Origin of the sequence: Candidatus Accumulibacter vicinus (assembly GCF_000584955.1) — a bacterium.
GTDB classification, from domain to species: domain Bacteria; phylum Pseudomonadota; class Gammaproteobacteria; order Burkholderiales; family Rhodocyclaceae; genus Accumulibacter; species Accumulibacter vicinus.
This window is the reverse complement of the sequence record NZ_JDSS02000020.1, coordinates 2,009-16,515: the sequence shown is the minus strand read 5'-3', so window position 1 is coordinate 16,515 and position 14,507 is coordinate 2,009. Positions and strand designations below refer to the sequence as shown.

Below are 14,507 nucleotides of genomic sequence, written 5' to 3'. Positions count from 1 at the left end.
ACCGGGGTGAGCGGGGTGGTCCAGATCAGCACGCCCCTGCTGGACATCTCGGGCGCGCTGAGCGGATTCAACGTGCAACTGCTCGACAGCGGCGGACTGGGACACCACTCGTGCCGGATCACCGGCGGGAGTTCGCTGGTACAGACCGGCCGCGGCGGTTTGGCGCCCTCTGCCCGCGACCTGCTCGGCCCCGGCCCGCTGTTCACCGCAACGCCGCTTGCTGATCGCGTGCTGTCGCCCTCGCCGGATGATCCGCGGCTGACCTTCGCCTCCTGGGGGTGTGCCAGTTGATGACCCGGAAAATTCCCATGCGCGCTCATACGACTTGCACGTTCATTCCCGTGGCACTGTTCGGGTTACTGATGGGGCTGCCGCCAGCTGCTTTTGCGGCCGAGGCGATCGACCATCTCAACGTCCAGGAACCGACGCGACCGGAATACCTGCCGGCCAAACCTGAGGAGGGCTTTCAATTGCCGCCGGTTTCTCCGGAGCCAGCGATTCCTGCACCGGGAGCGGCTGGCGAGTCGGTATGGATCGATCAAATCCGCTTTCGCGGCAATCGCGTCATCCCGACCAGCGAACTTGCTGCGGTCGCCGCAGGGTATGCCGGCCGATCGCTCGATGCGGCCGGACTGGAGGATCTGCGGCAGAAGCTGAGCCGCCATTACGTCGATCGGGGCTATATCAATTCCGGCGCCCTGCTGGGCAAGGAGGCCATCGACGGCGACACCGTCACCTTCGACATCATCGAGGGCCGCTTGAGCGAAGTCCGCCTGCATGGCCTGGAGCGCCTGAACGAGAACTATCTCCGCCAGCGGCTCACCAGGAGCAGTGATGGGGCATTGAACGTCGATACCCTGCGCGAACGCTTCCAGTTGCTGCTCGACGATCCGCTGTTCGAACGCCTGAATGCTCGCCTGATCCCCGATGCCCGCCTTGGCGAGGCGATTCTGGACGTCGAGGTGCTGCGGGCGCGCCCGTACCAGCTCACGGCTTTTGCCAACAACTACCGTCCGCCCTCGATCGGTTCCAACGTTTATGGTCTCAGCGGCTGGCTGCGAAACCTGACCGGTCAGGGCGACGTGCTCAATGGCAGCGTACAGGACTCGACCCAGGGTGGCGCGAACGGCCGCTACAGTGTCGGCTGGCAGATGCCTTTGAACCAGATCGGCACCCGGCTTTCGTTCCAGTACGATCATGAAGACTCGACGGTCATCGAAGACCCCTTGCAGGATCTGGATATCAAGAGCGTCCTCGACACTCGGGATTTCGGTCTCAGTCAGGTCTTTGTCGAAACGCTCCAGCACAAGCTGACCCTGGGGGTCAACCGCGTCGACAGGAAGAACAGCACCACCCTGTTGGGACGGCGGTTCTCGTTCATCCCGGGAGAGCCCGACGGGGTCACCCGGGTGTCGGCCTGGCGTTTCTGGCAGGAGTACGCCTATCGCTCCGAAAGTCAGGTGCTGGCGCTGCGTTCGACATTCACTTCGGCCCGCAACAATGCTCAGGAAATCGCCGGGCTTCCCGCAGGAACGCCGCAACCGGACAGCCACTACACGATCTGGCTCGGCCAGGCGCAATATGCGCGGCGAGTCCTGGAAAACGGCGCCCAGTTCATCCTGATCGGCAATCTCCAGCAGACCCAGGACCGGCTGTTGCCGCTTGACCGGATGTCGATCGGCGGTGTTCATACGGTACGCGGTTATCGCGAAAACCAGATGATCCGCGACACCGGAACCATCGTGAATGTCGAATTCGATTATCCGCTGGTGCGCAACCCGGGCAAGGGATTCAACCTGTCGCTGATCCCGTTCTACGACTACGGCCGCGGCAAGAACCAGAGTGAACCCGCCGATACGCTGAGCTCGATGGGTCTGGTCACCCGCATGCGCTGGGAGGGCGTCAGCCTGGATTTCAGCTTCGCCAAACGCCTCAATCATCCCGATTTTGTCCGGAGCAACGGCGGCAATCTTCAGGATAAAGGGATCAACTTCCAGCTCAATTACAACTTCTTTTAGCCTGCGGGAACTGCTTGTGGTCTGGTGGTAAACTGGCTTGAAACACCGGGCTCTCAAGCCTTGCCGGAGCGCGGCAGCGGCACCATGATCGCCTGCCCCGGTGGCGAACAGCCGGCGTCGCAACAGCGTCCGGGTTGGCGGTTACGCGTGATCGCACGCGCCGCATCATGCAGTACGCCACGGTCCAGCAGCCTTTCGACCAGTTCGACCTTGCTGCCGAGCGGGTAGTTGCGCCAGATCTCCTGTTTCATGGCGGCCGGCGAGCCGCCCCCGTGCAGGCTGATCACCGAATACCAGCCGCCCTGATACGACACGGTCAGATCCTCGATGAAGCGGGCGACTGCGATGCGCTTGTCGTAGGGCACGTCGGGGTGGGCGCGCAGCACCTCGGCAAGGGTCGCAGCGGTGGCCGGGTTGTGGTCTTCGTCGGGGCCGGGCAGCGCGACGATCAAGCCGCCCGACACTTCGTGCGCCAGGCGATGCATGTCGTAGATCTGGGTGGCCAGCAGCAGCTTGCCGATGTTGGCAAACACCGCTTCGGGCATGAAGCTGCCGCTGTAGGGGTCTGGTGTCCCGTAGACGCTGGCGGCGACGCCGCAGGCGAAAAAGCCCTCGGTGATCTTGATCAGTTCGACCATTGGTTCGCGCAGGCTCGCCTTGCGGCCCGGATCGAAGCCGTTGGCTTCGCACATCAGGGCTCCGGCGCCGATCAGCAGGTCGCCGAAGCCGGCGCGCGCGGCGATGCAGCTATGACGGTGGTGGGTGGCGTAGTGGTAGGTCAGCGACCCGGAATGCTCCCACTCGCCGGCGAAGAATACCCGCTCCCAGGGGACGAAGACGCGATCGAAAACGAGCACCGCGGTCGATTGCCCGTAGCGCCGTGAAAACAGTGCCGCGCCGTGTTCAAGCTTATCGCCGGGGCGTCCGGCCGGTCGGGCGACGATCGTCAGCCCCGGCGCATCGACCGGCAGCGCGCAGCAAACCGCGAAATCGGCATCGGCCGGACCCATGTTGCGGCTGGGCATGATCAGGAACTGGTGCATGTACGGTGCGCCGGTCACGATTGCCTTGGTGCCGGAGATGACGATCCCCCGAGGGTTGCGCTCGACGATGTGTACGTAGGTGTCCGGGTTTGCCTGTTGGTGCGGTCGCTTCGAGCGGTCGCCCTTGGCGTCGGTCATGGCGATTCCCAGTGACCAGTCGCTCGCCTGCACCTCTTCGAGATAGGCCGCGAAGCGCGCCCGATGCTCGTTGCCGCCGCGCGCGTCATCGATTCTGGCGCTGACCTGATGGATCGCATTGAGTGCATCGTGGGCCAGATAGCGTTGTGCGCAACCGGTCTCCTGACAGAGGATGCGCACCGCTTCGAGCTTGTTCAACAGGTCGCCTGCAGATTCGTTGATATGCAGCATGCGATTGACGGTCGCGCCGCTGCCGGTCTGCACGGCAGTCATCAGTGGGATTTTCTCCGGATCGAGCGCGAAATCGTAGCTGACGGCAAGCGCGTTGATTCCCGGCTGCAGCGTCGGTGCATCGGCAACCGAAGCGATCGGTTCGCCATCGACGTAGACCTTCGGCGTGTAGCGGCGCAGCGAGTCGCGGTACTCGGCGCCGCTGATCAGTCGGCTGGATGGCCTGCCATTGCCATTGCTGTCGGTCATCGATTTACCCTGACTTGGTGTTGGCTGATCGAGGCGTGTCCGGACGACACATTCACTCGGGTCATCTATTCGCGTGCAGCCCGGCGGCGCTCGTTATCGGTGAGCAGGCGCTTGCGGATGCGGATGCTCTTCGGCGTGATTTCGACCAGTTCATCGTCGTCGATGAACTCGACCGCCGACTCCAGCGTCAGTGCGACCGGCGGCACCAGGCGAACCGCTTCGTCGTTTCCCGAAGCACGTATGTTGGTCAGTTGCTTGCCCTTGATCGGATTGACGACCAGGTCGTTTTCACGGCTGTGGATACCGATCACCATACCTTCATAGAGCTTGTCACCGGGAACGGTGAACATTCGTCCGCGCTCCTGCAGTTTCCAAAGCGCATAGGCGACGGCTTCGCCTTTCTCGGCGGAAATCAGGACGCCGTTGCGGCGGCCCGGAATTTCTCCTTTGACTATCGCATATTCGTCGAAAACATGGCTCATCAGGCCGGTACCGCGGGTCAGGTTGAGGAACTCCCCCTGGAAACCGATCAGTCCGCGCGCCGGGATGCGATATTCGAGACGGACACGGCCCCGTCCATCGGAAGACATGTCCTGCAGTTCGCCACGGCGATAGCCGAGCGCTTCCATGACGCCTCCCTGGTGCACTTCCTCGACGTCGAGGGTGAGCAGTTCGTAGGGTTCGCAGGCCTCCCCCCCGATCTCCTTGATGATCACTTTCGGACGCCCGACCGCGAGTTCATAACCCTCGCGACGCATGGTTTCAAGGAGGATCGTCAGATGCAGCTCGCCCCGGCCGGAGACCAGGAAGCTGTCGGTGTCGGCGGTTTCCTCGACACGTAGTGCCATGTTGGTCAGCAGTTCCTTGCGCAGGCGTTCGCCGATCTGGCGACTGGTGACGAATTTGCCCTCGGTGCCGGCGTAAGGCGAGTTGTTGACCATGAAGGTCATGTTCAGCGTCGGCTCGTCGATGCGCAGCATCGGCAGTGCTTCGGGCTGCTCGGTATCGGTGATCGTGCAGCCGATCGAGAGATCGTCGATTCCCGTCACCAGCACGATGTCGCCGGCAATCGCTTCATCGAGCGGCACCCGTTCGAGACCGCGGAAACCGAACACCTGGCCAACCTTGGCAGTCTTTGGCGGGCCATGTTCGAACCTGCCCTGGTCGTCAGCCTGTCCGTACATCACGATCACCTGCTGCGCCGGTTTCAGACGCCCGCGTTGCAGGCGGCCAATCCCGATGCGTCCTACATAGCTCGAGTAGTCGAGGGCGGAAATCTGGAGTTGCAGCGGCCCGTCAATCTCGTCGGCATGCGGCGGCGAAACATGCTTGAGAATGGTTTCGAACATCGGCCGCATGTCGGGCGAGGGCTTCGACAGATCCAATGTCGCATAGCCGTTGAGTGCGGACGCGTAGATCACCGGGAAATCGAGCTGATCGTCGTTGGCACCGAGTTTGTCGAAGAGGTCGAAGGTGTGGTCAATCACCCAGTCCGGCCGCGCGCCGTCGCGGTCGATCTTGTTGACCACCACGATCGGTTTCAAACCGAGGGCCAGCGCCTTCTTGGTGACGAAACGGGTCTGCGGCATCGGTCCTTCGACGGCATCGACCAGCAGCAGGACACCGTCGACCATCGACAGAACCCGCTCAACCTCGCCGCCGAAGTCGGCGTGTCCCGGCGTATCGATGATGTTGATATGTACGCCCGCATAGTCGACCGCCAGATTCTTGGCCAGGATAGTGATTCCCCGTTCCTTTTCGAGGTCGTTCGAGTCCATCATCCGCTCGGTGATCTGCTGATGGGCCAAGAAGCTGCCGGCCTGAACCAGCAGCTTGTCCACCAGAGTGGTCTTGCCATGGTCTACGTGTGCGATGATGGCGATGTTGCGGACGGCGCGGGACATATTGGGTTAAGCCTTTGAAGAAGGGGCGCTATTCTAGCACGGGCGGGGGCTGCCTGTTGCGCCGCAGAAACGGCGGCAGCGGCGCGCCATCGCCTTGCCGCCAGGCCGACTGCCTGCGCATGCAATCGACGGTGCTGAAAGAGGCGGTCAGCATCCTTTCGCGCAGCGCCTCTGCGATCCCGGTCAATTGCATATGGCCAGGCACCGGCAGGTTGGCAGTCCAAGCAGTCATGTTGCAGCGCAACAAAAGCTTGACAAGCGCTCATTAACCGTTAGAATCATATCTTCGCTGCACCGCAGCAATTGACCTCAGGTGATGCGAAGCCGGGGCAATATTTCGCAACCTCAAGGAGCATGGTATGTACAACCCGATAGAGAAATTCACCAGCGTCACCACTTTTGATGCGCTCATGACAGTGGTCAATACTGCGCTGGACGGCGTCGGCCAGTTGGCGGCATTGAATCTGCAGACGGCACGGGCCGTCGCCGAGCGCGGTCACGAAAACCTCAACGCCCTGACCGCGGTCAGGGATCTGTCGGGTCTGCTGGCCCTGCGGCAACCGATCGCCATGGCCGCCGTCGAGCAGTCGATAGCCTACTCGCGGCGTGTATACGAAATCTGGAACGAGTCGTCGAATGTCTTTGTCAATGTCTACGAAGGCCAGGTCGGTGGCCTCGGTCGCGGTCTGGTGAAGACACTCGCCAAGGGCCGCCAGAATCTTTCCCCGGTTGTCGATTTCGCGGTCGGGACCGTGAAATCGCTGCTCTCGAAGGACGGCCAGAATGATGGCAAAGACGTCAAATTGCTGACGGAGAGCTCGGCAGCTGTCGGTCAGGTGGCAGCAGCCAGGCTGATCAAATCCTGCTGAATTGCCAGAATTGAATCTGCGGCGCAAACTGCCATACCTTTCCAGTTCGCGAAGGCATTTTTTGGGGATAGTCAGATGACCGAAACGATTGTTGCTTACCTGAGAGCCAATGCGGAACAACTTGATGTGGATATGGCCGAGGCGCTCAATATCCCGATCGTCGAGTTACGCGAGCAGATCGCTCGGCTCGCTGCATCGGGAGACGTAATCTGTTGCAGGGTCACTCGCTTCATCGATGGCCGGAAGATCGAGGGCATCAGTTGCCGCCTCTCGTGCGATCCGCCGACGCCGGCGCGCGGGCGCAAACCGGGCGTAAAAAAGGACGACGATTCGGAGGTGAACCTGTTTTGAGCGGGCGCACGCAGCCGTGCCATGCGTTTTCACAACCTGCGGTCAGGCGAGAATGCACCCGACGCGCGACATGCCCGTGCCCGGCATGACGCTGCTGCCGGGTCATCTGAGCAGATGCAGCTTGAAATGGCCCTTGATGAACTCCTGGAATTTTACGACGCCTTTCAAGGCGATTTGCAGCCTGCCGAACTCCATCATGTTCAACCGCTCGAGCGGGATGTAGTTGTCGGGCTTGCGCCCTTCGCTCAGCGCTTCCACCTGTCCGCGCAGGCGCATCAAAACCAGGAAGTCGAAGCTCTCGGCAATGGTGGCCACCATTTTCTTGTTGACCACCTTGTCCCTGAGCAGCGCTTCCAGGCGTTGGTGGGTGCTGCCCTCGAGCTTGCCGGCCTGAATCGCGAGTGCCTTGACGCCCTCGGACAGGGCAAAGATGCCGGCTTTCTTGATCTCCAGCATGCCTGAGTGCTCACCGTCCTTCTCACTCTTGATCTTGCCAAACCAGCCGATCGGGGGGACAAAGCGCAGGGTGTTCTCAACCATGCGCATCAGGAACAATTCGTTTCGCTGCACGTGCTTGTAGACCTGCGTCTTGAGTTGCTCTTCAAAGGAAGGGTCGCCGTAGATGGTGCGAATGTCGGCAAACGTGCCACAACTGAGGACATGGTTCGGAGTGGGTGCCTGTAACCAGCGGTCGAGTTGATCGCTCCACTTGCCGAGGCTGCGTCGCCACTCCTTGTTGTTCGCCATGATTCCGCCCGTGCAGGGGGGAATGCCGATAGCAATCAGCGAATCGATCAGCACCTGCGAGAATTCTTCGATCTTCCGGATCTCGTCAGGCCCGAGTTCGTCACCATAGATGATGGCATTGTCCTGGTCGGTGAGCAAGGTCTGTTCACCGCGCCCCTCACTACCGAGCACGACAAAGGCAAAACGTTCCGGCAGGTCGGAGAAACGATTCTGGCGAATGAGGGCAATCAGGCGCAGGAGAATCTGGTCGTTAAGATGGGCAATCATGCGCACCACGTCGCGCGTCCTGGTGCCGCTGCCGCTGAGGTGAAGGACCAGGTCCTGGATTCTCGTGTAAACCGTTTTCAGTTCTTCGAGGTCTCTGGCATTCTCGATGTCGAGCACCAGTTGATGCGGAGAGTGCGATTGCAGGCGAATGATGTCACTGTCGGTAATGATTCCCGAGAGCTTGCCCTGGCCGTCGACGACCACCAGGCGATGGATCCGCTCGCGTGACATCCGATACAGGGCTTCGTAGAGCAGATCGTTCTCGCCAATCACCGACAATGGGCGGTTCATGATCGCCCGGACGGCGAGCGTAGACGGATCGATGCCGGCAGCGACGACCTTGTTGCGCAGGTCACGGTCGGTCATGATGCCGCTTGGCAGATGGTTTTCGCAGACCACGACACTGGAGATGTTCTTCTCCCGCATGGTTCCGACCACCTCGACCAGCGCATCATCCGGTTCGCAGGTAACCACGGTGCGCTGGCAGAAATCCTTTACCGGGCGAAAAAACTGACCTTCTTCAGCCATCAGTCGCTGCTCCTTGTGTCTTCTGGTATATACAGCGGGTTGGCTGTCCGCTCGCGTCCTTGGGCGCGGGTTTCCCCGGCGCCGTTCGACTGACTGGCTTCCCGGCCTTGGCCGGTTCTACCCCTGCCTGACCTCCAGCAGGCTTTCATCCCACTTGGCGTGCTTTTCGAAGCCGAGCAGATGGGTGATCGTCGCGGCGATGTTCGACAGACCAGCGCCGGGCAACGGCCTGAGACCCAGCTTGCCGCCAGTGACTGCGTCATAGAGGATCAACGGCACCGGATTGAGGGTGTGCGAGGTCTTGGCCTTGAACGATCCGTCCGGGTTCTGTGCCGGTTGCCTGGTCTTCTTGTCGATTTCGTACATTTCGTCGGCGTTTCCGTGGTCAGCGGTAATCAGCGCCACGCCACCGAGCGCCTTGACGACCGGCAGGATGCGCGCCAGTTGCAGATCCACGGCCTCGATGGCCATTGTCGCCGCACGGAAACTGCCCGTGTGGCCGACCATGTCGCCATTCGCAAAATTGCAGCGCAAGGTCCGGTACTGGCCGCTCTGCAAGGCTTCGATCATTGCGTCGGCAATCTCCGCGGCCTTCATCCACGGTCTCTGTTCAAAGGGCACCACGTCGCTGGGCACTTCCTGGTAGGTCTCGCCGTCGAATTTATTTGAGCGGTTGCCATTCCAGAAATAGGTCACGTGTCCGAATTTTTGTGTTTCGGAACAGGCAAACTGGGTAATGCCGGATTTGGCAAACCACTCGCCCATGGTGTCGAGGATGGCCGGCGGATCGACCAGGAAGCGCTTGGGAAGCTTGAGGTCACCGTCGTACTGCAGCATACCGGCATAGGTCACGCGGGGCATGCGGACGCGGTCGAACTTGTCGAAACCCGCTTCTTCGAAAGCACGCGTGATCTCGATCGCGCGGTCGCCGCGGAAGTTGAAAAAGACCACTGAATCGCCATCCTCGATGGTCCCTACGGGTTGGCCATCACTGGCGATGACGAACGCAGGCAGATCCTGGTCAATCGTTCCCGGAAACTTGACGCGCAGTGCCTGCACTGCTGCCGACGCGCTCTGGTACTGCTCGCCTTTGCCGAGAACATGCGTCTGCCAACCTTTCTCGACCATGTTCCAGTTCGCTTCGTAGCGGTCCATGGTGATGTTCATGCGGCCACCGCCCGAGGCAATGCGGGCATCGAAACCATCGCGGCTGACCTCGGCGAGGAAGGCCTCGAAAGGCAGCACATATTCGAGTGCGCTGGTCTCGGGAACGTCACGCCCATCGATCAGAATGTGAATCCGCACCACCGGCACGCCTTCCTCGCTGGCGCGCAGGACCATCGCTCGTAAGTGATCGATGTGGCTGTGCACATTGCCGTCGGAAAACAGGCCGATGAAGTGGATCACCCCACGCCCAGCCTTGGCACCGGCGATGATCTGCTGCCAGGCAGCGCCTTGCCATATCGAGCCGGAGGCAATGGCGTCAGCGACCAGCGATGCGCCCTGGCTGTAGACCTGGCCGGCACCGATGGCATTGTGACCGACCTCGGAATTGCCCATGTCTTCGTCGGAAGGCATGCCGACAGCAGTGCCATGGGCGCGCAAGGTGATGTTCGGGTGGTTGGCGAAAAGATGATCGAGAGTCGGTTTTCTGGCAGCCGCAATCGCGCTGCCGACATCGGATTTGGCAATGCCGTAGCCGTCCATGACGATCGTTACGATCGGGCCCTGAATGCCAGGGAAAGAGGCAGACTTCTGCAACATGATGGAGTCCTGGGAAAGTAAAGAGGTGTGAGCGTGGGCCGCGGATTGAAAGGCAGCGGCAACAGCTCCAGTATACCGCAAGCCATGCGCCCCGGACTGACAAACAATCCCATTTGAAAACGGATACTTGAAAGCCTCTGCAGAGGACGCCAAGGCGCCTGGTGGCCTTGCAACGGGGCTAACGGTCATGACTTTGCAAGGCACCCCGGATCATGAAAGTCATGACCGTTTCCCTCTCCCCCGACCCCTCCCCCACAAGTGGGGAGGGGAGATTCGTGAGTCGCTAACGCGACTTTCACATTAATTCTGCGGGACGCTAATGCTCGATGGCGAGCGCTTGAGCCGGATGCGCATGCGCATGCGCTTGCGGGTGCGCTGCTCCTTCGCCGACTGGCTGTTTTCAAAACGTCTCCGGCGTGTTCGCTTTCTGGCTCGTCGGCTGGCAATTTCCAGTGCGACCTTGCCGGTCACCATGAAAAAGATGATCACCCAGAGCAATGGGTAGCTGAGGATTTCCTTGACCAACTCGATCAGTTCATGGGCACCTTCAAAGTCCTGCGACGTCGGGTGAGCACTCTGAGTGGACACGCGCTGCGGGTCAGATTGACCGGCATTGCGCTCGAGGATGGACAGCGAGGTCTCGCCGTATCCCAAAGTCAGTTCTCCGCCTTGCGAGGAATAGTGAAACCCCTCGACGCCGGCCAGCGAGAAGGTCAGCCGCCCTTGCGGGCTCTTGTTGAGATCGATTGCAGCCGCAATCACCTCCGCCGCAGACTCCTGAAACTCGTTGAGTACCCGTGCGATTTCATCGGCAGGTTGATCGGTTTTGGGATGGACAGGAGGTGCCTGGCCCGGCGCCGAGGCGGCCAACTGTGGCTGAGATTTGCCGCCAAGCATGGTCCGCGGCACCGCCAATAACGAATCAGTTTCCACTAAGCCGGCCGGGTCTGAAGCGGTGTCGACTCCGTGCTGCGATGGTGCGAACAGCGCTTCTGGCGACTTCGTCGCTCTTGCTGAAGAAGCGGGTGCGAGAGAGTGTTTATCAATCGCCGGTAAGGAAGATGGCAGGGGCGCAAGCGCATTTTGCCCGGCAGGGACACCCATGCCTACCAGCGCCGCCGGGACAACCGGACCTTGGTGACTGCTGCCGGCGGCGGCCGACAGGCCACCCGTATCGTTTCCCATGGGGGATGCCAGCGCGCCAGCCAGGGTCCAGAACGCCAGCATCATCACCTGAAGCAACCTGCATCCTGTCCGACGCGAAATCATTTCACAGATCTGGCTCATTACATAATATAAGCAAGAATCGGTCCTGGTTTGATGAGAGCTTTATATCAATTGGTTATTGGGTACATGATACCGGCAATGCGGCAAATGTAAAATTTTTCGACACCGTGGATCTGCTTGATCCATACTTCCGACAAGCCGGGTATCTGGCGCGGGTAATCGCCTGCCTCCAAACATGGCGCGCTGTCGGCGCCAGTTCTCAGGATTATCACGAGAACCCGAGAGCACTGGGAAGATACGATGACGAACAAGAGATTGCGGCCAGGCAGCGGCCCGAGGCGGTCGGTATTCGACCGCGTTTGCCAATGCATCCAGGTCAGCGGTCTTTGCCTGCGGGTATTGGATGGTTCAGGTGGCAAGGTGAGCGAACGGCCAGGCGAAACGATTTCCTGGCATGGCCTTCCTGCCGACGAAGCGGCGACCCGCCTGGCCGCCAGTTTTGCGGAGGGGCTTGCTGAAATCGAAGTCGCCAGCCGCCGTGCGGCACATGGTGAAAACCGGATTACGGCGAAGCCGGGCAGGGGGCCATTGCTGCGCTTTGCCCTGCAGTTCGTGCAACCGCTGGTCCTGGTGCTGCTGCTGGCAGGCGTGGTGACCGCCATTCTCGGCGAATGGGTCGATTCCGGAGTGATTTTTGGCGTCACGCTGATCAACGCGGTGATCGGCTTCGTTCAGGAAGGCCATGCCGAGAATGCCCTGGCGGCGCTGGCGCGTTCCCTGGCCAGCGAGGTGACCGTCCTGCGTGGCGGTTGTAAACAGCGTCTCGCCTCGACGATGCTGGTACCTGGCGACATCGTTCTTCTGGCGGCTGGAGACAAGGTTCCGGCCGACCTGCGCCTGTTTCGTGCCAAGGACCTGCAGGCCATTGAATCTGCACTGACCGGCGAATCGGCAGCGGTCGCCAAACACGAAGAGACGCTTCCGGAAGATACGCTGCTCGCCGAGCGCTGCAACATGGCTTACGCGGGCACCGTGATGATCAGCGGACAAGGAGCCGGGGTCGTGGTGGCCACCGGTGATCACACCGAGAGCGGTCGCATTTCTCGGCTGATTGCCGAGGCGCCGGACTTGACCACGCCACTGACGCGCAAGATGACGGTCTTCAGCAACTGGCTGCTGATCGCCATCGGCTTGCTGGCGATGCTTACCTTTGCTGTCGGCATGGGGCGCGGCGAATCGGCGTTCTCCATGTTCATGGCCGCGGTCGCACTGGCAGTCGGCGCGATTCCCGAGGGACTGCCGGCGGCGATGACCATCACCCTGGCCATCGGCGTTTCGCGCATGGCCAAACGACGGGCCATCATCCGCAAGCTGCCGGCGGTTGAAACCCTGGGCAGCGCAACCGTCATTTGTTCGGACAAGACCGGCACGCTGACCGAGAACCAGATGACGGTGCGCGAAATCTACGCCGGCGGCGTGCGAACGGCCGTCAGCGGGAGTGGCTATGCGCCAAACGGCAAGATCGGGGAGGGCCAACAGATCGAAGGCGCCTTGAGGGAATGCCTGCTGGCCGGTGTGCTCTGCAACGACGCCGAACTCTGCAAGAACAACCGGCACTGGGAAGTGGTTGGCGACCCTACCGAAGGCGCGCTGCTGGTGGTTGCCCGCAAGGCCGGGCTCGATGAGCGAACCTTGCAGAAACTGTTTCCACGCCTCGATGAAATCCCGTTCGATTCGGCACACCAATACATGGCGACCCTCCATGAGATCCAGGGCGTGCACTTCGCCTATTTCAAGGGTGCGCTCGAACGGTTGCTGCCACGCTCGGTCAGCATGCTCGATAGCGAGGGTCTGACGGCACCACTGCGCAACGACGAGATCGAACTGGCGGCCAGCAGCATGGCGGCAGAGGGCTTGCGGGTACTCGCCGTGGCGCGCCTCGCCGTCGGCGCGACGCGCTCGCTCGATGCCGCCAGTGCCGATGCCGGGCTGCAATTCATCGGCCTGCTGGGGATGGTCGATCCCCCCCGCCCGAAGGCGATCGCCGCCGTCAAGGCCTGTCACCGAGCCGGTATTGCGGTCAAGATGATCACCGGCGACCATGCCGGCACGGCGCTCTCGATTGCCCGGCAAGTGGGGATTGCCAAGGCCGGCGAGCGTGCCCTCACGGGTCGCGAGTTGGCGGCGCTCGACGACGAAGCGCTGCGCGGCGTACTGCGGACGGTGAACGTTTATGCGCGCGTCGAGCCCGCGCAGAAGCTGCGCCTGGTCCGTGCGCTGCAGGCCAACGGCGAGATCGTGGCGATGACCGGCGACGGGGTCAACGACGCGCCGGCTCTCAAGCAGTCCAACATCGGCATCGCCATGGGACTGGCAGGCACCGAGGTCGCCAAGGATGCCGCCGATATGGTGCTCACCGACGACGATTTTGCTGCCATTGAAGCAGCGGTCGAAGAAGGCCGAGGAGTCTACGACAATCTGGTGAAGTTCATCACCTGGACGCTGCCCACCAATTTCGGCGAAGGCCTGGTGATCATGGCCGCGATTGTCGCCGGCGCGACCTTGCCGATCACGCCTTTGCAGATTCTCTGGATCAACATGACGACGGCGGTCTTTCTCGGCCTGATGCTGGCCTTCGAGCCGATTGAACATGCCGTCATGCATCGCCCGCCACGACCGCCGGAAACGCCGATTCTCGATGCGGCGCTGGTCTGGCGGATCGTCCTGGTAAGTGTGCTGCTGCTGGTCGGTTCCTTTGGACTCTTCCTGCGCGAACTGGCACAGGGGCATTCGCTTGCCGAAGCACGTACCGTCGCGGTCAACGTCTTCGTCGTCGTGGAGACAATGTACCTCTTCAACTGTCGTTCGCTGACGCGCTCTGCACGGCGCGTCGGCTTGTTCTCGAATCGTGCGCTGTGGTATGGCGTGCTGATCATGGTTCTCCTGCAGATCTCATTGACTTACCTGCCGCTGATGAATCGCCTGTTCGCCACCGCAGCGATCGGCTGGCTGGAGTGGCTGGAAATTCTTTCCGTCGGCGTGCTTGCCTATCTCATCGTGGGCATTGACAAGCAGGTGCGCGGGCATCGCTGACGCGCCGGGCAGATGTTGATACGGGCACAAAAAAGCCGCGCCAGGGCGCGGCCTTCGGGAACGGCTAGGGACCGAATC

Annotated in this window: 10 protein-coding genes; 5 read left to right on the top strand and 5 right to left on the bottom strand. The window is 61.3% G+C overall.

The annotated features are described in order from the left end of the window. The coding region (locus CAPSK01_RS22360) for a hypothetical protein (RefSeq protein WP_273703334.1) at positions 1-291 on the top strand (291 nt) is incomplete at its 5' end. A 17-nt stretch (positions 292-308) separates the two neighbouring features. Then, complete coding sequence (locus CAPSK01_RS08150) at positions 309-2,018, top strand: ShlB/FhaC/HecB family hemolysin secretion/activation protein (protein WP_273703333.1); 1,710 nt, start codon at positions 309-311, stop codon at positions 2,016-2,018. A gap of 53 nt (positions 2,019-2,071) precedes the next feature. Here the strand turns inward: CAPSK01_RS08150 and CAPSK01_RS08145 are convergent, their stop codons facing one another. Further along, positions 2,072-3,679 (bottom strand): 4-hydroxyphenylacetate 3-hydroxylase N-terminal domain-containing protein, encoded by a 1,608-nt coding sequence (locus CAPSK01_RS08145; protein WP_034925090.1) that lies wholly within the window; start codon positions 3,677-3,679, stop codon positions 2,072-2,074. A gap of 65 nt (positions 3,680-3,744) precedes the next feature. Continuing rightward, entirely contained in the window at positions 3,745-5,583 is a 1,839-nt protein-coding gene (gene typA, locus CAPSK01_RS08140) for a translational GTPase TypA (protein WP_034925088.1), read from the bottom strand. Positions 5,584-5,942: 359 nt separating this feature from the next. On the opposite strand from typA, the gene CAPSK01_RS22355 reads away from it, so the two are divergent. Both CAPSK01_RS22355 and CAPSK01_RS08125 read left to right on the top strand, forming a co-directional pair. Further along, positions 5,943-6,452: a phasin family protein gene (locus CAPSK01_RS22355; RefSeq protein ID WP_273703332.1), complete on the top strand. Its 510-nt coding sequence runs from the start codon at positions 5,943-5,945 to the stop codon at positions 6,450-6,452. A 75-nt stretch (positions 6,453-6,527) separates the two neighbouring features. Beyond that, positions 6,528-6,803, top strand: a complete 276-nt coding sequence (locus CAPSK01_RS08125; protein WP_034925084.1) for a hypothetical protein — start codon at positions 6,528-6,530, stop codon at positions 6,801-6,803. A 102-nt stretch (positions 6,804-6,905) separates the two neighbouring features. On the opposite strand, the gene CAPSK01_RS08120 is transcribed toward CAPSK01_RS08125, so the two are convergent. The 3 genes from CAPSK01_RS08120 to CAPSK01_RS08110 all read right to left on the bottom strand — a co-directional run bounded on the left by CAPSK01_RS08120 (position 6,906) and on the right by CAPSK01_RS08110 (position 11,339). Further along, positions 6,906-8,345, bottom strand: coding sequence for a DUF294 nucleotidyltransferase-like domain-containing protein (locus tag CAPSK01_RS08120; protein ID WP_034925081.1), 1,440 nt, complete (start codon positions 8,343-8,345; stop codon positions 6,906-6,908). A gap of 117 nt (positions 8,346-8,462) precedes the next feature. Then, the gene (gene gpmI, locus CAPSK01_RS08115) at positions 8,463-10,109 is read right to left on the bottom strand and encodes a 2,3-bisphosphoglycerate-independent phosphoglycerate mutase (RefSeq protein ID WP_034925079.1); all 1,647 of its coding nucleotides are present in this window, start codon (positions 10,107-10,109) and stop codon (positions 8,463-8,465) included. A 300-nt stretch (positions 10,110-10,409) separates the two neighbouring features. Beyond that, positions 10,410-11,339 (bottom strand): hypothetical protein, encoded by a 930-nt coding sequence (locus tag CAPSK01_RS08110; protein WP_273703331.1) that lies wholly within the window; start codon positions 11,337-11,339, stop codon positions 10,410-10,412. Positions 11,340-11,756: 417 nt separating this feature from the next. On the opposite strand from CAPSK01_RS08110, the gene CAPSK01_RS08100 reads away from it, so the two are divergent. Further along, complete coding sequence (locus tag CAPSK01_RS08100; protein ID WP_034925346.1) at positions 11,757-14,429, top strand: HAD-IC family P-type ATPase; 2,673 nt, start codon at positions 11,757-11,759, stop codon at positions 14,427-14,429. Positions 14,430-14,507: the final 78 nt, after the last annotated feature.

Bases quoted from the DNA above. Each gene is read 5' to 3' on its own strand.
- CAPSK01_RS08150 (WP_273703333.1), top strand. From the start codon at position 309: ATGCGCGCTCATACGACTTGCACGTTCATTCCCGTGGCACTGTTCGGG.
- CAPSK01_RS08145 (WP_034925090.1), bottom strand. From the start codon at position 3,679: ATGACCGACAGCAATGGCAATGGCAGGCCATCCAGCCGACTGATCAGC.
- typA (WP_034925088.1), bottom strand. From the start codon at position 5,583: ATGTCCCGCGCCGTCCGCAACATCGCCATCATCGCACACGTAGACCAT.
- CAPSK01_RS22355 (WP_273703332.1), top strand. From the start codon at position 5,943: ATGTACAACCCGATAGAGAAATTCACCAGCGTCACCACTTTTGATGCG.
- CAPSK01_RS08125 (WP_034925084.1), top strand. From the start codon at position 6,528: ATGACCGAAACGATTGTTGCTTACCTGAGAGCCAATGCGGAACAACTT.
- CAPSK01_RS08120 (WP_034925081.1), bottom strand. From the start codon at position 8,345: ATGGCTGAAGAAGGTCAGTTTTTTCGCCCGGTAAAGGATTTCTGCCAG.
- gpmI (WP_034925079.1), bottom strand. From the start codon at position 10,109: ATGTTGCAGAAGTCTGCCTCTTTCCCTGGCATTCAGGGCCCGATCGTA.
- CAPSK01_RS08110 (WP_273703331.1), bottom strand. From the start codon at position 11,339: ATGATGCTGGCGTTCTGGACCCTGGCTGGCGCGCTGGCATCCCCCATG.